Source organism: Priestia sp. AB, assembly GCF_028369225.1.
In the GTDB taxonomy this organism is placed as follows: Bacteria; Bacillota; Bacilli; order Bacillales; family Bacillaceae_H; genus Priestia; species Priestia megaterium.
On record NZ_JAQMYN010000007.1, the window covers coordinates 195771 to 217947 of the forward strand.

The window sequence follows — 22177 nt, forward strand, 5'->3', positions numbered from 1 at the left end:
ACTTACGTCAGTGCATAAGTTCACCTTTTCTCCATGAGAAATCTCATTATTTATGTATGAAGTTTCTCACCTATCGGCAGCAGCGTGGTAACAGAAAACCCGTTTGCCCCGTCAACGATCACCGTTCCGTTAATGGAAGCAGCTCGCTCTTCCATTCCTGCTATGCCAAGGCCTTTTTGAAACAAGTGAGCCCCTTTTCCATTGTCTTTGACTTCGACTTTAACCATTTTATTTAGTACATGAAGCTCAATAGAAATCATCGTTGCTTCTGCATATTTTAAGGCATTCGTAATAGCTTCCGTTATATTTTCATGGATAATTTTCCACTGAAGAGGGGTGATAAGTTCCAAATTCCCTTTGTATACAAGAGGCATTGCAATACTATGTTTAGCCTCAAATTCACCAATAAATAATTTAAGCCTGCTGATTCCTATTTGCTCAGCGGGAGGCTTTATACTTTTTAACGTTAACCTGATTTCTTCAATGCCTTCTTTCGAAATTGTAATTGCATTTTGAAGAAGAGACAGCGCTTTTTCTTCATCTTGCTTCATTACATGCTTTGCTGCCTCCATTTGAATAAGCGCTCCTGTCATTGAATGACCAATCTTATCATGAATTTCCTGCGATAATCGATTTCGCTCTTCTAATTTTGAAGCATATTGAGACTGTCTCACATACTCTTTATTTTCATTCACGTGCTTTTGCAGCTTTTGCATACTTACTCTCATTTCATCGAGCTTTTGTTCATAATTGATTGTCCGCTTTTGATAGAGAGCTGCTCCTGTATAAATAAAGAAAGTAAACGCAGTGACTAACACATACAGCGCGCTAATATCAGAGGGAACAAGCAGTATTGGAAGCAAAACAAGCAGCACCACCATCCATTTTTTCACGACTGATTCTCCAATAAGCTCACAAAGGTTTAGCGGCAAAAGAAGAAAAAACAAAGGATGAAGTTTATACGCACAATATAGAATAAGGACAATTGAACTAACAATAAACATGCGCTTGAACGCGCTCTTTTTCACAATGGACGCTGCAATATTAACACAGCTGTAAAGAAGCAGTGCTAACACAATAGCTGAAATCGAGTGGACATAATTAGACTGAATATACGTAATAGCCAAAAACAGTATAAGGATGAGCTTAGTCATCATTAATCCGACTTCCATAGCCCTACTTCCCTTTACCGGTTAAGTAATAAATAGCAATTTGAGTGCGATGCTCAAGTCCCGTTTTACTTAAAATCGAACTAATATAGTTTGCTACGGTACCTTCTGAAATAAAAAGTGTTTTAGAAATTTCTTTATTTGAAAGCCCCTTGGCAATCAGCGTCATAATGCTCGTTTCGCGCTCTGTAAACTGTGTCATATCCGCTTTTGACTCGCGCTCAGTTGCAGCGTTTAAACTTGATTTAATCTTATCTAGCACAACATCTTGAAGAACCGTATGTCCGTTGAACACGCTTTTGATTGCGTCTCGAATGCGCTCTGGTTCTGTATTTTTTAACAAGTAGCCTTTAGCTCCGTTTTTTACGGCATCAATTATATATTCATCGTCATCAAACGTAGTTAAAATAAGCGGCTTTGCTTTCGTTGACTCTGAAATAAGCTTTGTAGCCTCTACACCGTCCATAACAGGCATTCTTACATCTAACAATGCAATATCAACAGAATGATTCTTGCAATATTGAACGGCTTCCTGACCATCTTTTAAAGTAGCGACAACGTCGAATTCCTCGTATGTATTTAAGATAATTTTCATTCCTTCTCGAATAAACGAATTATCATCTGCAATAATAATAGTAATTTTCATTTCTGTAAGTGAGAACATCTCACTTTTTTTCACATCCTTTTTTCACATCCATCCGCATGCTTCTCATTTATTGTATCCATAATAAACCAAAAGTTCAATGCGATAGTTCGCAGTCTTTCTAAGCACTAAAAAAGAGCAAACCTCCGCAGGTTTACTCTTTTATCCCATTACTTCTGAGCTAACTTGATCACTGTTTCTAAAAGTACATTTACACCTTTTTCACATTCTTCCCAAGGAGTGAACTCTTCTTCACAATGACTTTTTCCGTTTACGCTCGGAATAAAAATCATAGCCGTCGGAATATAGCTAGCTAAAAACTGGGCATCATGTCCAGCTCCGCTTACCATTCGCTTGTAGGAATACCCAAGCGAACGAACCGACTCTTCCACTTCATCGCAAACCGTTTTATCAAACCACACGGTATCGCGACCCCAAAGCTTGGTCACCCGCACTTCGCAGCCTTCTAACAGCTCCGCTTGATCAGGCAGTAATTGAATAATTTTTTCCACAGATGCAATGACATCTTCATCCGTATGTCTCGCTTCAAGCGAAAAAATAACTTTATTTGGAATAACGGTATGAATGTTAGGCAGTACGTTCATACGCCCCATTGTATAGACTAAATTTGAATCTAATCTGCCGAGCTCATGACGAGCTTCAGCAATCAAGTTATTAGTTGCAAAAAGCGCGTCTTTCCGCATGTCCATCGGCGTCGTCCCGGCGTGATCTGACTCCCCCGTAACTTCAATTTCATAGCATACCATTCCGAGCACACACTCCACTACACCGATCGATTTGGCTTCTCTTTCTAAAATAGGACCTTGCTCAATATGTAATTCCACAAATGCCGATGCTTCAGTAAGACGGTTACTCGTATCGCCTTCATATCCGCATGATTGAAGGGCTTGCTCAAACGTCACGCCGTCAACATCTGTCTTCTTCATCATAACGTCTTTTTGAAATTTGCCCGATAAAATACCTGAAGCCATCATGGAAGGCTCAAAACGCGCTCCTTCTTCATTCGTAAAGTTAACAATCATAATTGGCACCTTCGGCTTAATATTATGTTCAACCAGCGTTCTTACTAACTCTAATGCTGCAACTACACCGAGTATTCCGTCAAATCTTCCGCCTTTTTTCACGCTGTCCATGTGTGAACCAATTACAATAGGAGGCTTATCTTCTATTCCTTCAAGCGTGGCGTAAATACATCCAAGGTCATCGATTTTAATATCCATTCCAAGGTCCCGGCAGCATGAGCAAAAATAGTCTCTTGCTAAGCGATCTTCTTCTGACAGCGCTAGGCGGGTTACACCGTTATTAGGTGTTCGTCCATAATCTGCAAATCGTTCAAGCGTATTTTTTAACCTTTCTCCATTCACTGCTACTTTTTGTCGTTGCAACTCAACCACTCTCCTCATTATTTGGTTATAAAGTGTGTCTAAGATGCTGTGTTAATGAATATCATTCATTATGACATAAAATAGGCGATATCACTTGAAGTCTGTTAGAACCCCTTCCATTATTTTTATAATGAAAGTGCGCAGTTTGCCTTATGTATCTATTAGCTTCAAAACGTAAATTTCCTGCTTTTTTCTATGAATAATGCACGCGTTATTTATGCATTTTTATTATAAAAATAGCGATAGGTTTTAAAAAAAAAAAAGAGAATTAGTTATTATACTAACTCTCCTCTACATACTTACTTTTTATTTGCTTTCTTCGCAATCGCAATCATTGTAGCTAAAACACCGACTGTAATAATCACAATAGCAATTACAGCAGTGGTAATAATAATTCCTGATGTTACTTCTGAAACACCCATTAATCTACGTTCTCCTTTTGTGCCTGACCTATTTACCTACATCAGCATACTGGTCGGTTTATTCCTATTATATACGAACTTGTAAAGCGACGAAATATGTGACACATAATTGACATACTGTTTATATGTTTTCTTTTAATTCTACGTTTTATTTAAGAAAATACGGGAATAATTCAAACATATATAAGAAATACTCTTTATTTCTTTAAAGAAGTATTGTAATATAAATGTAACAATTGTAATATTAACAGCATGAATGTTACATATATTCAATGAATGAGTAGGAGGGAAATGGAAATGAAAAAATTTGGAATAATCTTAGCATCACTTGCTCTTTTCTTTTCACTAAGCACAGGAGTTACAGCTCAAGCAGCATCACAAAATCTATCAACGACTAATGCGGTAAAAATTGCAGCAAACGCAAGCAACCATTTCTGGAATGCACTTCATGGATCTAAAGGTAATTTATGTAGTCAAAAAACATTTAATTATAAAGGCACTCAGTACTCATATCTTTGTCAAGATTTTAATACAAAAAGCAAACTAGTAAGCTACTTATCTGAAACTTTTACAAACAGTGCTATTCAAAAAGGATTAACAAATTATCGCTACATCACATATAACGGAAAGCTTGCTCGTCCTGTCGGTGACGGATTCAGCATGCTAGAGTGGAACAAAGCAAAAGCAAAACTAACTTATCAACGTGCCGATGTCCGCTCTTATCAATTTACGGTTCCAACAGTTGACGGAGGAAGTGTAAAACGCACCGTTACATTTTATAAATCTGGTTCACAGTGGAAAGTAAATAAGTTTGATGCTGTACTATAAGCAATATAAAAAACAAGGTCTTCTAAGGCCTTGTTTTTTTATGCTCTCTCCTCCTCTCTTTATTAAAGAAGTTTCACTTTATTTTCACCAACTCCCCTTATAGTATGGAGACACACTACTACTTATTCGATACATTGTCATCGGAGGATTTTATATGAACATACTACAAAAAAGAACGGCTTTTATCGTAATGGCTGCTTTTCTTTTAGCATTTGTTTTCAGTATCGTTTCACTATCACACTATAAAGGAGAAGAACATTTATTTTCGATTCAAGAAAGTCATCAGTTAAAAAAGATTACTAATGGTATATCTGCTCCTGATAATAATTCGAGGGATCATCGTCTTCCTTCAGGAAACGGTCCTGCTTCACCCAGCAATTCCGGAGAACACGTAACGCCTTTTCATAATTTATCTATGGATAACGGTGCCGGAAGTCAAGGAGCTAATAAAGACTATGAAACGCCGCTAGCTCTTTATACGGTGGGCTTTTTTATAGCAGCAGCTTTCGTTTACGGATTATTAAAGAAAAAGAAATGGCATCATTCGATAGGGCATTCTCGCGTTATTTTATGGTCATTACTTGGCACTGGACTATTTATCCGGATTGCGCTGATTCCGTGGGTAGGCTCTCATATGGATGCATCTCTTTTCAAAAACTGGGCATCGGTTGCGGCTAATCATTTTTCAAATTTCTATGCTAAAAGCGGAAGCGATTATCCGCCGTTTTATATTTATATCTTGTTTATCATTGGGAAAGTTGGCAGTTTACCGGATTTTCAGCAGTATTTTTCGCTGTTGATTAAAATCCCGCCTATTTTAGCAGATGTTGTCACATCTTATTTACTCTATCGTTTAGCTCGTAAATACTTGGCACCTTCTTTTGCATATCTGTTAGCAATGGGGTATTTGTTTAACCCGGCCATTTTAGTTAATTCAACGTTTTGGGGACAAGTCGATTCATTTTTCACTTTGCTTATTGTCCTAGCAATTGTAATGATTACGGAAAAAAGAATTTATGCGTCGGCCGTTATTTTTACAGCAGCGGTCTTAATGAAGCCGCAGGCGATTATTATCCTGCCTATTTTGTTTTTCGAGCTCATTCGCCTGAAGCAACTGAAGCATTTCTTCGGGATTGCTTTCACTGCTGCTTTCACTGCTGGGGTGATTTTATTGCCTTTTTCAGCAGGAAAAAGTCCAACGTGGATTATTGATTTATTTTCATCCACCATTGGAGAGTACCCGTATGCTTCTGTTAACGCCTATAACTTTTTTAGTTTAATAGGCGCAAACTATAAAGACAGCTCTGCAACGCTGCTGTTTTTCAGCTATCATACGTGGGGACTTATTTTTATCGTCGCAACAACTGTTTTTTCATGGCTTATTTATATAAAAGGGCGCAGCTTTAAATACGCGGCTCTTGCAGCACTTATTCAAATTTCCGGGGTATTTACGTTTTCTTCAAGCATGCATGAACGCTACTTATTTCCAGCAGCAGCTCTTGCTTTGCTTGCTTATATTTATTTGAAAGACAAAAACTTGCTTTATTTATCCCTTGGATTTAGCATCAGTATTTTTATGAACACTTTTTTTGTTTTATACGGTGACAGCAATATGCAAAACAGTACGTCCTATCCGTTTTCTATGTTTGCTACGTCTATGCTAAACGTTTTGCTTGTTGTTTATTTAGTAAAAGTTGCTTGGAATTTAGTTCAAAAAAGTACGGTTTTAAAAACTGCATAATACAAAAAGCTCAGTGAGTATGACTGATCACTGAGCTTTTTTATATAACAAGCGACATGCCTGGCGCGTCTTCTTCTCTTTCTTGAAACCCTAATTTTTTATAAAAATGATGCTTTCCTTTTGCTGCAAACAGCTGAATCGATTCAATTCCGCTTTCTTCGCATTTCGTCAACAGCTCTTGAATAATTTGCTTTCCAAGCCCTTTGTTTTGGTATGTGGGATCTACCATCACGTCGCAAATAAGCGCTTGGTAAATTCCGTCTGAAATCATACGGCCAAATGCAATTAATTGTTCATGGTCGTAAATACCGACTCTAAACCAGCTGTTGGCTGCGGCTTCAAACAGCTGTTCTTTTGTATAATTGCCTTTTTTACTTTTATGTAATCCGCTCGCTTCATGCAAAGCTGCAAACTGCTCAAATGACGGAACCTCTTTTTTTATTACGTAAGACACGTTCATTCTCCTCTCAATACCGTTGTTTCTATATTATATTTATACATCAAAAAGAATAATAATTCAACATTTTTATCTAGTTATCTTGTTATCCTTTCTCCAAATAAAAAAACTGCCAAACGGCAGTTTTTTAGGCTTGTACTGATTTTTTTCGTTTTTTAAGATCAATTCCTGCGATTATAAGCAAAATGACTCCAAGAACAATCATGATTTTACTCACCGTTTCTAGCCACTCCGGTGCGCTTCCAGCAAGTAAAAGTGAAAACCCAATGATATAAACCGGGAACCCCGCAAGAGCCCAAGGGGATTTCACCTTCTTTTTCTTCATATGTAGGATCTCCTCCTTCTTTACAGATTCTATATAGACCGTATATGATGAGTTTATCAGAAAAAATTGGAAACAACAAAGGAGACAAACGCATGCATACGTTGCCTCAAACGTTTTGTGATACGATTACTCACCTTCACTCTCATAAAGGTCAAAAGTGGCTAACTGACTTTCCTCAGCTTATTCGCTACTGTGAAGAGCGCTGGCGTATCAACATTCACAGTCACTTGCCTCTTTCTTACCACTTTGTTGCCCCTGCGCGCAAAGCAGATGGTAGCGAACTAGTTGTAAAACTCTTTGTAGAGCCTTCAGAGCTGCTTCATGAGCAAGAAGCACTGACAGCACTAGCTGGTGAGAACACGGTAAAAATAGTGGACAGCGATGCTGAAAAAGGCATTCTACTGCTTGAAAAGCTATCTCCCGGATGGCCGCTTTCCTCTTTATCAACTAAAGAAGAAGCTGCGTTAATCGCTGCTAGGCTCATGAAATCTCTATGGCGCGTGCCTCACTCGGACTCCACTATCGAAACAGCCGTTAAAAGAGAGAAACAGCTTCGAGAGTATACACAAATGTATCCAAGCGGTATTGATTTTCTTTCTTCTGAAACGCTTCAACACGCACTAGCCGTTTTCTCTGAATTAAACCGCACTTCTCAGCAGCTTTTTTTGCTTCACGGCGACTTGCATCATGATAACATCTTACAGTCTGGTGAGGCGTGGAAAATAATTGATCCAAAAGGGTTAATTGGAGAAAAAGAGTACGAAATTATCCCTTTTCTTTTAAATCATCTGCCTAAGACAAACGTGTCAGAGACAATTGACTATCGAATCAATATATTTGTAAAAGAACTGAACGTAAGTAAAAAACGCATTTTACTGTGGGGATACGCTCATTCTGTACTAGCCACGTGCTGGTTAATAGAGGACCGCCAAGACGCCGCTTCTTTTTTACGTGCTATAGAAGCATTTCAGCACTTATTTGAGTACTATTACGGGCATAAAAAATAAGAGCCGACATTTGGCTCTTATTTTTTGCATTTCTCTGCGACAAGCTCATATGATTTTAATCTGTCAGCCGGATCGTGTGTAATGGTGACAAGCATGAGTTCATCCGCTCCGTAGCGTGCTTGAACTTCTTGAAGACGGACGTGTACTTCTTCCGGGTTTCCGATAATCATAGCTTCTTTCATCTTCTTCATTTTTTTCTCTTCTTCTTCCGTCAGCGGATAGCTGGCCGCTTCTTCAATAGAAGGCACACCTTTTGCTTCCATTTTATCCTGCTGAATTTTCCATACGAGTGAGCTCGTTGCGATGCGATGGGCTTGCTCCGTTGTTTCAGCGCAAATGACCGATACAGTGACAATCGCATAGGGCTGATCACCGGTCCGTCTTGGCTGAAATGCCTGTTTGTACTGATCAATAATAGCTGAACCGTCTTGTTCACTCATAAACTGTCCAAATGTATAGGCCATTCCGTTTCTAGCGGCGAGCTCGGCACTTTTTTTACTTGTGCCAAGCAGCCAAGGTTCCGGAGAGACAGACGGCAGCGGCGAAGCTGAAAGCTTTGCGTATTCATGTTCAGCCGGAAATTTATCGTCTAAAAACTGAAGAAGCTCTTTAACAAGTTCAGGCATTTTAAATACTTGCTGTAAAAAATTATCCGACAGCGCATTTGTTGCTTCAGCCGATCCACCCGGCGCGCGCCCAATCCCTAAATCAACGCGCCCTGGAAACAGCGTGGCGAGCATGTTATACGTTTCCGCTACTTTATACGGCTTGTAGTGAGGCAGCAGCACCGCTCCCGATCCAATTCGAATTCTATTAGTCTGTGCGCCGATATAGCCAAGCATCACTTCAGGAGCCGAACAGGCAAGTCCAGACAAATCATGATGCTCTGCAATCCAGTAGCGCTCATAGCCAAGCTTGTCACCCGCTTTGGCCAGCTGCATCGATGCTTCTAACGCTTCCGCCGGGGTCTGATGGGATGAAACGGGCGATTGGTCGAGTATACTTACTTTCATCACGCATCTGCTCCTTATTCGTTCACTTCAATTAAACTTAATGAAAAATCCCCTACCTGGCCTTTTTCATATAAATTGGTAAAAGACGTGGAGTACTGATGAATCGTTCCTTGGAAATCGAGATCTTCTTCCGGGACATTTACATGAAAAGTACCTTTATATAAAAGTGTAGTAATATCATGGTATTCCTCACTTGTTACTTTAAAATCAACTGAAACTTTTGTTTTGCCTTTTACAATTTCTTGTTCATAGCTGTAAATTTGAATAGGCGTATCATTTAATACAATTTCTTGTACCACGTTAAATCGTCTCCTTTTTTAGTGCGTATGAAAAATAATAGCACTTGAAGAAGTCATGAGCAAATAAAAGAGCTTGTTTTTGCTCATGCAAAAAAAGCATGGCTTTTTGCCATGCTTTTAGTCCAAAAACGATCTTATATGCGCTTTGCACGCGTGCGTTTGAATACGAAATAAAGAACAATAATCACAAATGCCGCAACCACAAACGGAAGCGTATATTTGCTTGCTACGTCTTCAATGTTCGCCCAGTTCTCGCCTAGCTTTCCGCCTAAGTAAATAAATAAAATCGACCAAGGAATCATCGCTAACACGGTTAAAGACGTAAACTTCCAAAACGGCATTTTAGCAATACCTGCAGGAATCGAAATTGCATGTCGAACAACCGGGACAAAACGAGCGGAGAAAACAACACCCGCGCCGTATTTATTAAACCAGTTTTCCGCAAGATCAATATGCTTATCATGAATGAATAAGTACTTGCCGTATTTTTGAAGAAACGGACGTCCTCCGTAGGCTCCAATCCAATATAAAAACCACTGTGCAATCGTTCCGCCAATAATTCCGGCAATGACTGCTCCAGGAAAACTAATCATGCCTTGAGAAATCATATACCCTCCGTAAGCTAGTACAATTTCACTTGGAATGATTTCAATCATTAAGCCGAGCGCAATACCTAAATAGCCAAGGCTCGTTAAAAAATCCAAAATACTCGCAACAAATGAACTCACCTTTAATCACCTTACTCATTCTTTAATAATTTTACACTACTACTATATTCCAACCATCAGTATAAAAGGAAACTATGAACTCACTATGAACAGCTTACTTCCCTATTGACTGCCGGTACCTTTTCCGCAGCTCATGCGTATGCAGATCCGCTAGGCGGACCGGAATTGGAAGCTTACTTTCTTTTGCAATAAAATGCATCATAAGCTGATATGACATGTCCAAATCAATATAGTTTCCGCACGACAGAAAAATAGGCTTTACCCCTTTGGCTGTCCTTACTACTCTACCATAAACTTCGCCATCAATCACAATATCTTCATAAGCGCCCTCTGTATCTTCAGGCATAACGTAATCATGTCCCTTGATTTCCAAATAGCTTTTCCCAATTCCAACGGTAGGTTTATTGAGAAAAAACGAAGCATGTGTGGCTACTCCCATGTGCTCGTAGTGCAAATATCCATTGCCATCAAATAAAAACACGTCGGGCTCTATTTGAAGTTTTTTAGCTGCTTCAAGAATTAAAGGAAGCTCTCGAAAATCTAGGAATCCAGGAAGATAAGGAACGGTTACTTCTCCTACACTGTGCACTTTTTCTACAACGTTTTTCGTCTGATAATCAACCACTACAATGCTGCAAGCTCCGTAAGATATGCCGTTTTCTTCCCAATACGCAACATCAACACCAGCACAGTTATGTATATGCGTCATTTTGACCCGTGATGTTAAATCAATTTGTGCTTTTAGCTTTTGCTGAAGCGTCCGGCACTCCTCTTTCGTTTGCATCGTAAACGTATGTATGTACTGAATATCCATGTTCCATTCCTTTCATTGACTGACTCACCTATTATACAACTATTTTCTAAGAAATTCCTATTCTTTTTTTCACACCTTTTATTATAGCGCTGTTTCCTTAACGTTTGATTAAAATCTCTATTCATTTACGCATTTTTTGTAAACATCACCATGAAAAAATCCCTATTTTTCTTTACGAAATGTCAACGCTTTCTACACACTTTCTCTATATCAGCATCACATTTTTTCGTTACGCTATTTCTATACCAACGCATAGGAGAGAAATGTGATGAAAAAATATTTAGCTGGTCTAGCAGTCGCCTTGTTATGCTGTTCGATTGCCTCTTCTGCTTTTGCACGCAAGGAAGAAAAACTCACAAATATCGCGCACCGAGGAGCCTCCGCTTACGCACCTGAAAATACAATGGCTGCTTTTCACCAAGCGCTAGAAATGAATGCGGATTACATTGAACTTGACGTGCAGCAAAGCAAAGACGGTGTACTTGTTATTATGCATGACCGTACCGTAGACCGAACGACAAACGGAAGCGGGCACGTTCGAGAGTTAACGTACGCGGAACTTCAGCGCTTGGACGCAGGAAGCTGGAAAGACGATTCGTTTGCGAATGAAAAAATTCCAACTCTTTCACAAGTGTTAGATGAATTTCAAGGAAAAATCGGTATATTAATAGAATTAAAAGCTCCGGAACTTTATCCTGGAATTGAAAAAAAAGTAGCTATTGAAATCAACAAGCGAAAGCTCGATCACGTTATCGTTCAGTCTTTTAACGTTTCATCCATGAAAAAAATGCATGAGCTTCTCCCAAACGTTCCTATAGGCATACTAACTTCTTCACAGCGAGATACAAACCCAAACTCAATTCAGCAATTTGCTGACTTTGCCACTTACTTTAACCCGTCCTATGACATCCTAACGCCTGCTCTTATCCACCAAGTCCATTCTGCCGGAATGAAAATATCGCCGTGGTCTGGAACCAAGCGGCTTCCTGCTTCATTTTTGTGGAAAACAAAAAGCGACGGAGTGATTACGAATTATCCTGATGAAGTGAATTGGGTGCAAACATCAACAAAAATAGGGAAAACCATTCACGCAAGCTCCGCGAGTCACACTGCTCGCTTAGTTGGTGTAAAAAAATAATAGCAGCTTTCTTTAATAAAGAGCTCTTATAGCCCTTCTCTTCTGTATAAATTTGACTTTCGATTATCTAAATAGTTCAAAATTTCCTTTGAACTTGCTGAAGACGATAGGTCTATGTCAACAATCGCAAGATCCTCATTATTAAGAGATTTAAACACACAGTGCCCATTAGGATTAATAACTTCACTTTCACCAAAATAGACATAGTCGTCTTCTAATCCAACTTTATTAGCAGCTGCAATAAAAATATGATTTTCTAACGCTCTTGACCTCAAATAAATGTGCTGATGATGCTCGTAAGGAATCATGTTCGCACAAAGAACAAAGACGACTTCGGCTCCTTTTAACGCTAGAATTCGCGCCACTTCAGGAAATTCCATATCATATGTAATCATCACTCCAAACTTTCCTTGAGGTGTATCAAAGACCGGTATACTATCTCCAGAAGTAAAATATAAATTTTCATGATCAAAAAGATGAATTTTACGATAAGTTCCTACTATCTCACCTTTCTTATTAATAAATACAGCGGAATTATATATTTTAAAGCGGTGTCTTTCTGGAAAACCAAGAATAACTCCTATTTGTAATTCTTTAGCATACTTTTTTACTTTTGTGATTAACTCTCCTTCTACTGATTCAGCTAATTCCTCCACCTGTTCATTTAACAAAAAACCAGTCAAAAATAATTCAGGGAATAACACAAAATCCGCCCCTTGATCTTTAGCCGCTTCCATTGTTCCAAAAACTCTCTTTAAATTTTTATTTTTATCATGCAAATTGCTTCTAAGCTGGGCTAATGCAATTTTTAATAGACGCATCCCTTCACCTCTTTAAAAACCTTCTTTTTTGTATACTTTTAACTTTTTTGAAATAGTAGACTGATCAACCTGCAATACTTCTGCTACTTTGTAAGTACTTTTGTATTCACCGTAAGCTTTTAAAATTAATTCTTTTTCCACTTGTCTTTTAGCTTCTTTCAAAGACATTGGTACTTTAGGAGAAAATGACCAACTGTTTTCACGTATATTTTTTTCTTCTAGCACTTCTTTTTCAGTCATATTTGTGACGACAATTCTTTCTATCGTGTTTTCCAATTCCCTTATGTTTCCTGGCCATTTATATTGGATAAGCTCTTGTTTTACTTCATCGTTAATTTCTTTTCGAAGATGATATTTTGTATTATATTTAAACAGAAAATGATCAATTAAGATATGTATGTCCTTTTCTCGCTCTCTAAGAGGTGGAATAGTGAGCGGTACGACATTAAGCCTATAGAACAAATCTTCACGAAATAATTTTTTCTCAACAAGTTCCTGTAGATTTTTATTTGTTGCAGCAATTACTCGTACATCTACTTTCTTTTCCTCTGTACTTCCTACTTTTCGCACCGCGTTTTCTTGCAAAACACCTAGCAGTTTTGCTTGTAGGTTTAAAGGAAATTCCGCAATTTCGTCTAGAAAAATTGTTCCCTTATGAGCAGCTTCAAATAAGCCAACCTTTCCTCCTTTTTTTCCGCCTGTAAAAGTTCCTTCTTCATACCCAAATAGCTCTGATTCGATTAAACTCTCTGGAATAGCACCACAATTAACAGAAATAAAAGGCTGCGTTGAACGTGTACTAGTACTATGAATAAATTTAGCAATTTGACTTTTGCCTACTCCCGATTCACCTAGTAGAAGAACAGTGGAGCCTACATGAGCAATTGTTTCAATAATTTTACCAATTCGTTTCATAGCAGATGATTCCATAATCAACTCATCAGTTTTATGCTGTTCTTCATTGGAATAAGGGTTAAACATGCTTTGAGATATATTCGCTAATGTCACGATTTGATTTATGTAAGAGTTCGCTTGGACAAGATGAAGAGTAAACAGATAGGTTCTTCCCTCATAGGTGCTTAATAACTGAGTAGAATCACTTGGAGCAGCAGTAAAGACCTTTTTCCACTGAACTTCTCCAAATAACATATTTTCTTGAAACAACGATAAGTGACTGGTTTGTTTATTATTGATAGATACCGTATCAATGCGTCCTTCATGATCTATGATGACTACTATTGATTCGCAGGTACCTATTGAAGAATTCCTCATTATCCATTTCCTCCTTTCGATTGTTTCTAATGAAAAATCGCATCATCGATGATAAAAATCATCATCTTAGCTTTCCAAATAACTATATAAGCAGAATATGACTTATTTTCTTTTCCTCCCTATTAGTATAATGAAAAAATTCATCTTTTTAAAGATTAAAAATCAGAATTGACTGAAAAAATACGTTGGCACACTTCTTGCTTGTATTTATAGTGAAAACGATTATGAGGAGGTACTTTACAGTGAATATTACAATTGCTCAGTTTTGTCCTGTACTAGGCAATAAAAAAGAAAACATTCGGAAAATAAATGAATGTATCAAGCAAGCTGCAAGCGAAGAGGCTGACCTTATTGTCTTTCCAGAACTTTGTTTAACAGGTTATTTTATTTGGGATGATATTGAGGAGCTAGCTGAATTCGTCAGTGGTGAAAGCTTACAGCTTTTCCAACAAAGCTGCAGGGATCACAGCATCCACGCCGTTATATCTTTTCCTGAAGTAACAGCTAACGGGCATTATCATATTACATCCGCTCTTATAGATGATACCGGAACTGTAATTGGTACGTATCAAAAAACACATCTTTTTGACAGGGAAGCTGAAATCTTCCGCCCAGGCAACACTTTACCTGTTTTCAAAACCAAATTCGGAAACATTGGCTTAATGATTTGCTATGACCTTGAATTCCCTGAAGTGGCCCGAACTTTAAAAATAAAAGGAGCGGATTTACTCATCATCCCGCTTGCTAACATGAGCCCTTACGAAGATTATCAAATAACTTATTTAAAAAGCCGTGCTATGGAAAATGAACTTCCAATTGCTCTATGCAATCGAATAGGCTCTGAAGAAGATACATTCTTTTTTGGACATAGCGCAGTCGTCAACAGTAAAGGAAAAGTTCTTCTAAAAATGGGTAGCAAGGAACAAATCTCAACAGTAGCTATTTCTTTAGAGGAATCAAAAGATCAGAAGCTTAATTACCTTATGCACAGAAGAGCGGATTTGTACAAATAGATATAAGAAGATTAAAAACAATTTTTAAGGGAGGCGCAAAGATGGAAACAAAAAGAAACCAAGCAGTTCCAACTTTGAAGTTGTCACATATTGTTTTGTTTGGACTTGCTTATATGACACCAATGATTGTATTTGGTATTTATGGCTTGTTGGCTGAAACCACCCATGGACTAGTTTCCACTGCTTATATAGTGGCTTTAGCTGCTATGCTATTTACGGCTTATAGCTACGGTAAAATGACTAAAGCTTTTCCTATTGCAGGGTCTGCTTATACGTATACAAGAAAATCCATAAATCCATATGTCGGATTTATGATTGGATGGGCTGTTTTACTAGACTACCTGTTTCTTCCTATGGTTATTTGGCTTATCGGAGCTGTTTATTTACATACAGCTTTTCCTAACATTCCTCTTTGGACATTTGTACTAGCCTTTATTTTTATTACAACTGTTATCAACATGATTGGCTTAAAAGCAGCGGCGAGCGTCAATACATTAATGATGATTTTTCAATTGCTCGTAGTCGGTATTTTTATTTCACTAAGCATTATATACCTTATAAAAGGCTCATCACCTTTTGCACTCTTTAGCTTTAACCCATTCTTGAACGAGCATTTTACATTTTCGTTTGTAGCCGCTGGCGCTTCCATTGCTTGTTATTCTTTTTTAGGATTTGATGCTGTTACAACTCTATCTGAAGAAACCATTAATCCTGAAAAAACCATGCCAAAAGCTATCTTTCTTATTACATTAATTGGAGGCATCATTTTTATTGGAGCTTCTTACTTTCTACAGCTTGTTCATCCTGACTATACATCTTTTAAAAATATTGATTCAGCAGCATTTGAAATTGCCGTACAGATCGGCGGCAATTTATTTAGCTCTATTTTTCTAGCTGGATTAATTATTGCTCAATTCGCATCTGGCTTATCTGCTCAAACAAGCGGAGCCCGTTTATTATTTGCAATGGGAAGAGACGGCGTACTTCCCGCTAAGATATTTGGTTATCTTCATCGAAAGTCGAAAACACCCCTATTGAATATTTTATTCATAGGAGGCATTTCATTACTGGCCGTTAAGCTTGATGTAAGTACCTCTACTTCATTTATTAACTTTGGAGCGTTTTTAACATTTATTTTTGTAAATCTATCGGTCATTTTTCACTATTACTTCAAGTTAAAAAATGAAAAAAAGAATCGTTTTCTTCTCTACTTTCTTATACCAGCTATCGGAGCAGCCCTTGATTTCTATCTCTTTATTAATCTGGATAAACACGCCTTAGTGCTAGGAAGCATCTGGACTGCCATAGGACTTGTTTACTTAACTTTTCTTACAAAAGGATTTAAGCTTTCTCCTCCAGAAATGGATTTCGATGAAGAGGAAATAACGAAATCTTCCTCTCTTGCACATCAAAAAGCTGCTGAAAAGACATTGTAAATTTTTTTAAAAAAGAGGTTGAAACATAACGAAATGAATTCAATTTAAAGACGAACAAATGGGATACATGATCTGAACCGCTTGTGACACGGCAGTTGATTTCCGTGCAAGACTTCGCTTTCCGCGGGCGGGCGCTGAGCCTCCTCGTCGCTTGCGCTCCTGCGGGGTCTCATCTATCCCGCTTTTCCTGCAGGAGTCTTGGTCTTGTCCTCCAATCAACTGCTAGAAGGAATTAAATAGATAAAACCTACGTTCACCATCAAAAAAAACGAACCACTAATCAAACATGTTGATTAATGGTTCTTTTTTCACTTTTTCTAAAACCAACGCTTCTTTTTGTCTTCACACCTCAAATAAACTTTCTCCGTCCTTATTCACCCAATACTTTTCTATTTCCGGAACCAAAGCTGTAAAGTCTTCATACGTTCCTTTCCAATCGCTTGGAACATATTCTTCAAATGAAGCCGGCTCAGGAAACAGTGAGTAGAACGTCTTTTGATCAAAGTCCGCCAAAAACGAAGGGCTAAAGTCTAATACATCTTCTTCATCTACGCTTTCTATTTTATCTTCAAACAACTTTAAAAGAGTTGACGAATCTGCTTTATACGACTCTATACGTTTTAAAAAAAGCTCAGCATTTTCACTGCTAAGAACCTCGATTCCTTTTCGTTCAGGTTCAATATATTCATCAACCGCTAAATCACCTTCATTTTCAAAAGCTTGTGCAAACTTTACATAATCCAAATACCATAGCTCTCGATCGGTTACATACCATTGAAACTGCTTTTTATATATCACTCCGACAATTACGTTTTCAGCATATATGGGTTCTAGCATGAGATGGACCTCCTTGCTTTTATTAGCCTTGTGACCTGTTATATACGATTTAATTAATCTTTAAGCACTCTCTTTTGCTTGTTCTGTATCACCATTCTTAATGAAATCATAGGCTTTAACTGCTTTTTCCTTATTATCCATAGAAACCTCCTAAGATATTTTTGTTCATACGGCTTCTTCACCAGTTTATAGTATCAGAGAGATTTCTTTAGCCTTCTGAAACCCCTTCCAGAATTCTTCTAATGATTCAAATAGGATTATGTGGATATTCTTTTAAATAGTGCTCTATTAAATCTTTAGTTTTTTCATCTATTGGTACTTCATTTAAATATTTGTACTTCCAAAGTTTGAGCTGCGCTAAAAAACCATAATCTGTTTGAAACCAATTTGTATAATCAAAAGATACTGAGAATTCTCCTTCTCTATCAAGGCTCATTGTAAAGGAATACCACAAATCCTGATTATGTTCTTCAAACACTTCTCTCACTTTACTACTAAGGTCCAAAAGTTTATCTTCTTGTTCATAGAATTCTAATTCAGAAACAACAAATCTTTCTGTAATATCTAAGCTATAATGATACGTTTTTTTATTCGAAGGCTGATTATAAAAGAAATACGTTCCTCCTCCATCTTCTGATACCTGTGCATAAAAATAAAATTTCTCCCAGTCTTCTGGAATCATATTGTTAACTGTTTCTGCTATTTCTTGATACAATTCCTGTAACTGGCTTTCCATGTGCATAAATTTTATCCTCCTTTCTGGTTTTTAAGTGTTACTATCCCTAGTTCTTCACCTTCAATTTGATACTCTATTCTAAATTTGATAGGGCGTATTGAATGCCATTTTTAACAGGAAAATATTTTTACCGATATTTTTTTAGAAAAGCTTCCTTCAAAGCACTTGCCCAACCTTTATCTTTCTCCATAATAAACCAAATTCCATTAGAACGATTGTTATCTATTTTACCTGCACTAATGTTGTTCCTCAACATGTCGCGTCTGGTTATGTATTCTTTCAAGCCATTTATGGTAACAATATCGTAGATTCCTTTTCCGGCTTCCATAGATTGAGTTAATTTGTTTCACAATTTCATACTCATATAAAAAATGCAAGCACCATCCGTATTTTTACAGAGATACTTGCACTTTTATAGTCGTTATATACCAAAAAATTTCAAAAGAATATCAAATATGATGATCTATCGATTCAAGCCAAAATGAATTCTACTAAGCTCGCATATCAATACTAAATTAAAGCTTATTATTTTTCACTTCTTCAAACCACTCATCAGCAATATGACTGGCTGTTTTAATATCGTCATGCGTATAAACTAAGTTATACTTGTATTCAGCTTTAAATTTTCCACTTCTTACATCATAGATTAATTTCATCTCAGTAGGCATATCTCTTTGATGCTCTTGACACAATACTTCAATTTTCCCGATATCCTCATTTAAAATATCTAATACCATAAAATTTCGTGCTGCGGATGTATCGTAGCTTTCCTCCCCCTCTTCCAAAGCATCATTCAATTTATGGGGTTCTACGTATTTACCATTAATCAAATAAAAAAAGTCACTTGAGGTAACTCCTCCTTCACGTGAAGCATAAACATATACTTTATCAGCTCTATCTTCAACGTACTCCATACATATAGATATCATATCAGCTTGTAATTCACTAAACTTATCTTCATATTCTTTCATTTTGCTGTTTTCACTCCTTAGATTAACTTTCAAGAATTCCAGTTAACCTTACCTAAAAAATCTTTTCGTTCCTTTAGTCATCATAGAGTGACCCACCTTATTTGTTTAGATACTTGCAATGACTAGCGATTGGGATAAGCTATTTTGGCGCTATTCTATTTTATAAGCCGTAACTTTTATAAAATAGAAAATAAATACTGAAATGCGCAAATGCGTTTAATAAAAGCACCGATTGCCTAGAAAATGCAATCGATATTCACACTGCCCCTTACAAAGTTTTCATTAACAAATTAATCTCATTAGTTAATCATTCTTTTACCTCTCTTTTATATTTTCCATCGACACCTTTAAATTTATGACTTACCTTACATGACACTGTACTCTTAACCAACTTTCATTAAGTTCTATCTAACCGGCTAATTCTCTTGGTTTCAATCTCCAGCTTGGTCTCTCGGCTCTTTCTAGCTCTAATCCTTGTAAAAATAAATATTTTATTATTAGCAAACAAAAAATTCGCAGTAAACTTATTCGTCTGCGAATTTTTATAAAATTTATTCAATTAAAAACATCTTCATCATTTTCATTTAATACTGCCTGTACTTCGTCCTTTTCAAAAACTGCCATATATTCATAAGGTAAAGCCAAAACTTGAATAAGAGAGGGGCGAATCTTTAATAATTGGTATGCATAAAAAGCTTCTAGTTCTTCTGTATCATCTTCTTCGTTTACAGCTCCTATATACCAACCTGAATCTCCTTGTTCACAATCACTGCTTCTTTGTAAGTAAATACTATCTACCTCTAATATATTTTTGGCCACAACCACCTTATCACTAAACCTGACTGTTTCACCATTATTAATATTTAGTTTCCGTAAAAAGTGAACTTGCTCCAACTGTACCCATAGAGCAAGCGTTAGATCTTCTGTATCGTCCTCAAATGGATTCTTTGAATAATCTGGTGAAAGAATATGATACTCTTCACCTTTTATAGAAACAATAAACCTTGACCACCCTATTTGTATAGAAAAACCTTCAACCCATTTTTCGGTTTCTATGGTTTCAAAGATACTAAAAAGGTTCTCAACCTGCATTTCTAATTCATTTTCAGCTTGAATTACAAATACTTTACCACTTATATTTTTAACGAATTTTTTCAATTATTCTAACCTCTCTTCTATCGCTTTTTTTAAAGCCTCTCTCGCTTGAGCTTCTAGCTTTAACATTTGTTGTCTTACTTCTTCTGGCACATCTCCTAACTTAGAATGTCCCCTCCATTCACTCCAATTATGAGCTCCTTTAGAAGCATTAGTAGATTTACCAAGCCCAACAAAGTTTTCTTCTAAATTTAAAACTTCTACCTGCGCTTCCTTAGTTAGTTGGTTAAACCCTTCAAACTGCGTTATTTCTTTCATGGAAACAATATGATCAGCTTCTAGTTTTTGAACTTCATACCCATAAACAGGGTCAATTTTAGGACCTTCTGGATTTACCTTTTTTCTTATTTGGTTATTGGGTGTCTTTTTTCTTAATGCTTTATAATCTTTTTTAGATATTCCATTACTCGCTCCACTGTTTCCACTCCGAACCGAAAACATCCGCCCAACATCTTTTCCAGTAAGCCACTCATCTACCACTGGCATACGCGTTCCAGTCAGCGGTTCTTCTACTACTCGGACCTTCTTAGGAGCCAGCTTAATATCTCCAGCTTGACTAATTTTCTTTTTGATATAATTCGAAGAAGAACGATAAGCTTTCTGAGCGCTTTGCAGCGGCGGCATAATACGTTGAGTCGCTTGTTTGCTAAGTACATTCCGCATATCACTAAGCTTCTTCGCTCCGTTTGCCACGGCATTAGCGCCTGCTTTCGCTGTTTTCCCCGCTACCTTCGTAGAAAGCGCCCCAGCTCCAGCAATTCCTAATGCTTGCAGAAGGCTTGCTTTACGCTGCTCTTCACTGATTTTATTCCCGAACATGTCGCGTCCGGTCATGTATTCTCCTAGCCCGTTTGCGGCCACAAGACCGTAGAGGCCTTTTTCGGTTTGCTCCAGGACTTTGAAGGATTTGGCGGATTTGTAGGCGTCTAAGGCGTGATCCGCTGCGCTTAGGCCTTTAGCCGTCTTGTAGATTGCTTTTCCGCCTTTTGCGGCTCTTCCTACCCAGCCGACAACCGGAATGAAGCCGGCTGCCGCCATAGCTCCTGCTGCGACGCGCTGTGAGGTAGAAAGTTTTTCACCCGTAACAGGGTCCACGCCTTCTGCTGCTCTTTTATAATCATAATATCCGCTGACCTCTCCTGTAAAGGTAGAAACCGCGTCCCACGTTTTTTCATACCACGGCTTGTTTGCTTCTTCTTCTTGCTTTTTTTCCAGCTCGTATATTTCTTCTTGCTGCTTGTTGTAGTCAACATATGAAGTTGCATAGTCGTTTAGCTTTGTTTGAACTTTATACAGCTCGCTGTCGTGATAGGCTTTTTCGTCAAAGGCAAGCTGATAGACACTTCCTCCTTGACTCGTAGCAAGCTCTAAGCCGCTTACTAGCGTATCCACTACCGTATAGAAGTCGTCCATTTCGCTGTATTCTTTTGACCATTCAGCATCAAGCTGATTCACTGCTTCAATTGTATCGGTGCGTTTTTTCTCTGCTTCTTCTATTTTATCGTTAAACTCACTCGTTGAAAACGCTGAAATAGAGACGATATCGTCAATACCGTTTAAAATACTCTGCAGATCGTCGTGCTGCTGCGCAACCATTTCTTTAGCATTGCTGTTGGCGTTTTTCAACTCTGTTTCTAAAAATGATTCATCTACAATCGTGTTTCCTGTTAGCTTTGCTTTTTCAGCTTTAACGTGAAGCGCTGAAAAGTAGCTTTGCTGCATTTTAATTAAGTTTTCCCACTGTCCGGCCGTATCGGTGTGCTGCTTATAAAAAGATTTTATATTGTCAGCGCCTTTTCCTTCTAAGCTGCCTTCTAAGTCCGCTACGCCCTGCAGCGCTTTTTTCAGTTCACTCAGCTGACTCAGTAACTCATCGTAGGCTGTTTCCCTATCTTTTGCTGCGTCAAACAGCGCTTTTGCATCGTATACCTTTCCCACAGTCATCC

At 37.8% G+C, this 22177-nt stretch carries 24 protein-coding genes; 6 read left to right on the forward strand and 18 right to left on the reverse strand.

Annotation, left to right across the window (positions count from 1 at the left end):
* Positions 1 to 50: 50 nt before the first annotated feature.
* The 4 genes from POF52_RS21250 to POF52_RS21265 form a co-directional block, all read right to left on the reverse strand.
* Positions 51 to 1172 carry a sensor histidine kinase gene (locus POF52_RS21250; RefSeq protein WP_271994659.1) on the reverse strand — a complete coding sequence of 374 codons (1122 nt, stop codon included), beginning with the start codon at positions 1170 to 1172 and terminating at the stop codon, positions 51 to 53.
* A gap of 4 nt (positions 1173 to 1176) precedes the next feature.
* The gene (locus POF52_RS21255; protein ID WP_373692950.1) at positions 1177 to 1833 is read right to left on the reverse strand and encodes a response regulator; all 657 of its coding nucleotides are present in this window, start codon (positions 1831 to 1833) and stop codon (positions 1177 to 1179) included.
* Positions 1834 to 1982: 149 nt separating this feature from the next.
* Positions 1983 to 3218, reverse strand: a complete 1236-nt coding sequence (locus POF52_RS21260; protein WP_271994662.1) for a Zn-dependent hydrolase — start codon at positions 3216 to 3218, stop codon at positions 1983 to 1985.
* 299 nt (positions 3219 to 3517) lie between these two features.
* Positions 3518 to 3640 (reverse strand): hypothetical protein, encoded by a 123-nt coding sequence (locus tag POF52_RS21265; protein ID WP_013057357.1) that lies wholly within the window; start codon positions 3638 to 3640, stop codon positions 3518 to 3520.
* 291 nt (positions 3641 to 3931) lie between these two features.
* Here POF52_RS21265 and POF52_RS21270 point away from each other — a divergent pair, with 291 nt between their 5' ends.
* Positions 3932 to 4468, forward strand: coding sequence for an IseA DL-endopeptidase inhibitor family protein (locus POF52_RS21270; protein WP_334314410.1), 537 nt, complete (start codon positions 3932 to 3934; stop codon positions 4466 to 4468).
* Positions 4469 to 4622: 154 nt separating this feature from the next.
* Positions 4623 to 6209 (forward strand): glycosyltransferase family 39 protein, encoded by a 1587-nt coding sequence (locus POF52_RS21275; protein ID WP_271994667.1) that lies wholly within the window; start codon positions 4623 to 4625, stop codon positions 6207 to 6209.
* Between the two features lie 40 nt (positions 6210 to 6249).
* Here the strand turns inward: POF52_RS21275 and POF52_RS21280 are convergent, their stop codons facing one another.
* Both POF52_RS21280 and POF52_RS21285 read right to left on the reverse strand, forming a co-directional pair.
* Positions 6250 to 6663, reverse strand: a complete 414-nt coding sequence (locus tag POF52_RS21280) for a GNAT family N-acetyltransferase (protein ID WP_043982969.1) — start codon at positions 6661 to 6663, stop codon at positions 6250 to 6252.
* Between the two features lie 130 nt (positions 6664 to 6793).
* Positions 6794 to 6991 carry a hypothetical protein gene (locus POF52_RS21285; RefSeq protein WP_028408267.1) on the reverse strand — a complete coding sequence of 66 codons (198 nt, stop codon included), beginning with the start codon at positions 6989 to 6991 and terminating at the stop codon, positions 6794 to 6796.
* Between the two features lie 92 nt (positions 6992 to 7083).
* Here POF52_RS21285 and POF52_RS21290 point away from each other — a divergent pair, with 92 nt between their 5' ends.
* A complete protein-coding gene (locus POF52_RS21290; RefSeq protein ID WP_271994673.1) occupies positions 7084 to 7998 on the forward strand; it encodes an aminoglycoside phosphotransferase family protein in 915 nt (304 codons plus the stop codon).
* 17 nt (positions 7999 to 8015) lie between these two features.
* Here POF52_RS21290 and POF52_RS21295 read toward each other — a convergent pair whose 3' ends face one another.
* The 4 genes from POF52_RS21295 to POF52_RS21310 all read right to left on the reverse strand — a co-directional run bounded on the left by POF52_RS21295 (position 8016) and on the right by POF52_RS21310 (position 10852).
* Complete coding sequence (locus POF52_RS21295) at positions 8016 to 9011, reverse strand: LLM class flavin-dependent oxidoreductase (RefSeq protein WP_271994675.1); 996 nt, start codon at positions 9009 to 9011, stop codon at positions 8016 to 8018.
* 14 nt (positions 9012 to 9025) lie between these two features.
* On the reverse strand, positions 9026 to 9310 hold the full coding sequence (locus tag POF52_RS21300; RefSeq protein ID WP_014459792.1) for a DUF3219 family protein: 285 nt from the start codon (positions 9308 to 9310) through the stop codon (positions 9026 to 9028).
* A 134-nt stretch (positions 9311 to 9444) separates the two neighbouring features.
* Positions 9445 to 10038 (reverse strand): DedA family protein, encoded by a 594-nt coding sequence (locus POF52_RS21305; protein ID WP_271994678.1) that lies wholly within the window; start codon positions 10036 to 10038, stop codon positions 9445 to 9447.
* 94 nt (positions 10039 to 10132) lie between these two features.
* Positions 10133 to 10852 carry an endonuclease V gene (locus POF52_RS21310; protein WP_271994680.1) on the reverse strand — a complete coding sequence of 240 codons (720 nt, stop codon included), beginning with the start codon at positions 10850 to 10852 and terminating at the stop codon, positions 10133 to 10135.
* A gap of 268 nt (positions 10853 to 11120) precedes the next feature.
* Between POF52_RS21310 and POF52_RS21315 the strand changes: the two genes are divergently transcribed.
* A complete protein-coding gene (locus POF52_RS21315; RefSeq protein WP_271994682.1) occupies positions 11121 to 11990 on the forward strand; it encodes a glycerophosphodiester phosphodiesterase in 870 nt (289 codons plus the stop codon).
* A 26-nt stretch (positions 11991 to 12016) separates the two neighbouring features.
* Here the strand turns inward: POF52_RS21315 and POF52_RS21320 are convergent, their stop codons facing one another.
* Positions 12017 to 12811, reverse strand: a complete 795-nt coding sequence (locus POF52_RS21320) for a carbon-nitrogen hydrolase family protein (protein WP_176585366.1) — start codon at positions 12809 to 12811, stop codon at positions 12017 to 12019.
* Positions 12812 to 12823: 12 nt separating this feature from the next.
* A complete protein-coding gene (locus POF52_RS21325; protein WP_271994684.1) occupies positions 12824 to 14083 on the reverse strand; it encodes a sigma-54 interaction domain-containing protein in 1260 nt (419 codons plus the stop codon).
* 242 nt (positions 14084 to 14325) lie between these two features.
* Here POF52_RS21325 and POF52_RS21330 point away from each other — a divergent pair, with 242 nt between their 5' ends.
* Both POF52_RS21330 and POF52_RS21335 read left to right on the forward strand, forming a co-directional pair.
* Positions 14326 to 15096 (forward strand): carbon-nitrogen hydrolase family protein, encoded by a 771-nt coding sequence (locus POF52_RS21330; RefSeq protein WP_271994686.1) that lies wholly within the window; start codon positions 14326 to 14328, stop codon positions 15094 to 15096.
* A gap of 41 nt (positions 15097 to 15137) precedes the next feature.
* A complete protein-coding gene (locus tag POF52_RS21335; protein WP_271994688.1) occupies positions 15138 to 16532 on the forward strand; it encodes an APC family permease in 1395 nt (464 codons plus the stop codon).
* A 39-nt stretch (positions 16533 to 16571) separates the two neighbouring features.
* On the opposite strand, the gene POF52_RS21340 is transcribed toward POF52_RS21335, so the two are convergent.
* From POF52_RS21340 to POF52_RS21365, 6 genes are all read right to left on the reverse strand, one after another.
* Positions 16572 to 16751, reverse strand: coding sequence for a hypothetical protein (locus tag POF52_RS21340; RefSeq protein WP_271994690.1), 180 nt, complete (start codon positions 16749 to 16751; stop codon positions 16572 to 16574).
* Between the two features lie 123 nt (positions 16752 to 16874).
* The gene (locus POF52_RS21345; protein WP_271994691.1) at positions 16875 to 17369 is read right to left on the reverse strand and encodes a hypothetical protein; all 495 of its coding nucleotides are present in this window, start codon (positions 17367 to 17369) and stop codon (positions 16875 to 16877) included.
* Between the two features lie 247 nt (positions 17370 to 17616).
* Positions 17617 to 18105, reverse strand: coding sequence for an immunity protein YezG family protein (locus POF52_RS21350; RefSeq protein WP_271994692.1), 489 nt, complete (start codon positions 18103 to 18105; stop codon positions 17617 to 17619).
* A gap of 515 nt (positions 18106 to 18620) precedes the next feature.
* The gene (locus tag POF52_RS21355) at positions 18621 to 19076 is read right to left on the reverse strand and encodes a DUF600 domain-containing protein (protein WP_271994694.1); all 456 of its coding nucleotides are present in this window, start codon (positions 19074 to 19076) and stop codon (positions 18621 to 18623) included.
* Between the two features lie 555 nt (positions 19077 to 19631).
* Positions 19632 to 20234, reverse strand: a complete 603-nt coding sequence (locus POF52_RS21360; RefSeq protein WP_098196580.1) for an immunity protein Imm33 domain-containing protein — start codon at positions 20232 to 20234, stop codon at positions 19632 to 19634.
* Complete coding sequence (locus tag POF52_RS21365) at positions 20235 to 22169, reverse strand: ribonuclease YeeF family protein (RefSeq protein ID WP_271994698.1); 1935 nt, start codon at positions 22167 to 22169, stop codon at positions 20235 to 20237.
* Positions 22170 to 22177 lie beyond the last annotated feature (8 nt).

What these genes read in the sequence shown, in the direction of transcription:
- POF52_RS21250 (WP_271994659.1), bottom strand. Translation starts at nt 1,172, where the DNA reads ATGGAAGTCGGATTAATGATGACTAAGCTCATCCTTATACTGTTTTTG.
- POF52_RS21255 (WP_373692950.1), bottom strand. Translation starts at nt 1,833, where the DNA reads ATGTTCTCACTTACAGAAATGAAAATTACTATTATTATTGCAGATGAT.
- POF52_RS21265 (WP_013057357.1), bottom strand. Translation starts at nt 3,640, where the DNA reads ATGGGTGTTTCAGAAGTAACATCAGGAATTATTATTACCACTGCTGTA.
- POF52_RS21270 (WP_334314410.1), top strand. Translation starts at nt 3,932, where the DNA reads ATGGAAATGAAAAAATTTGGAATAATCTTAGCATCACTTGCTCTTTTC.
- POF52_RS21275 (WP_271994667.1), top strand. Translation starts at nt 4,623, where the DNA reads ATGAACATACTACAAAAAAGAACGGCTTTTATCGTAATGGCTGCTTTT.
- POF52_RS21285 (WP_028408267.1), bottom strand. Translation starts at nt 6,991, where the DNA reads ATGAAGAAAAAGAAGGTGAAATCCCCTTGGGCTCTTGCGGGGTTCCCG.
- POF52_RS21290 (WP_271994673.1), top strand. Translation starts at nt 7,084, where the DNA reads ATGCATACGTTGCCTCAAACGTTTTGTGATACGATTACTCACCTTCAC.
- POF52_RS21295 (WP_271994675.1), bottom strand. Translation starts at nt 9,011, where the DNA reads ATGAAAGTAAGTATACTCGACCAATCGCCCGTTTCATCCCATCAGACC.
- POF52_RS21310 (WP_271994680.1), bottom strand. Translation starts at nt 10,852, where the DNA reads ATGGATATTCAGTACATACATACGTTTACGATGCAAACGAAAGAGGAG.
- POF52_RS21315 (WP_271994682.1), top strand. Translation starts at nt 11,121, where the DNA reads ATGAAAAAATATTTAGCTGGTCTAGCAGTCGCCTTGTTATGCTGTTCG.
- POF52_RS21320 (WP_176585366.1), bottom strand. Translation starts at nt 12,811, where the DNA reads ATGCGTCTATTAAAAATTGCATTAGCCCAGCTTAGAAGCAATTTGCAT.
- POF52_RS21325 (WP_271994684.1), bottom strand. Translation starts at nt 14,083, where the DNA reads ATGAGGAATTCTTCAATAGGTACCTGCGAATCAATAGTAGTCATCATA.
- POF52_RS21335 (WP_271994688.1), top strand. Translation starts at nt 15,138, where the DNA reads ATGGAAACAAAAAGAAACCAAGCAGTTCCAACTTTGAAGTTGTCACAT.
- POF52_RS21345 (WP_271994691.1), bottom strand. Translation starts at nt 17,369, where the DNA reads ATGCTAGAACCCATATATGCTGAAAACGTAATTGTCGGAGTGATATAT.
- POF52_RS21350 (WP_271994692.1), bottom strand. Translation starts at nt 18,105, where the DNA reads ATGGAAAGCCAGTTACAGGAATTGTATCAAGAAATAGCAGAAACAGTT.
- POF52_RS21355 (WP_271994694.1), bottom strand. Translation starts at nt 19,076, where the DNA reads ATGAAAGAATATGAAGATAAGTTTAGTGAATTACAAGCTGATATGATA.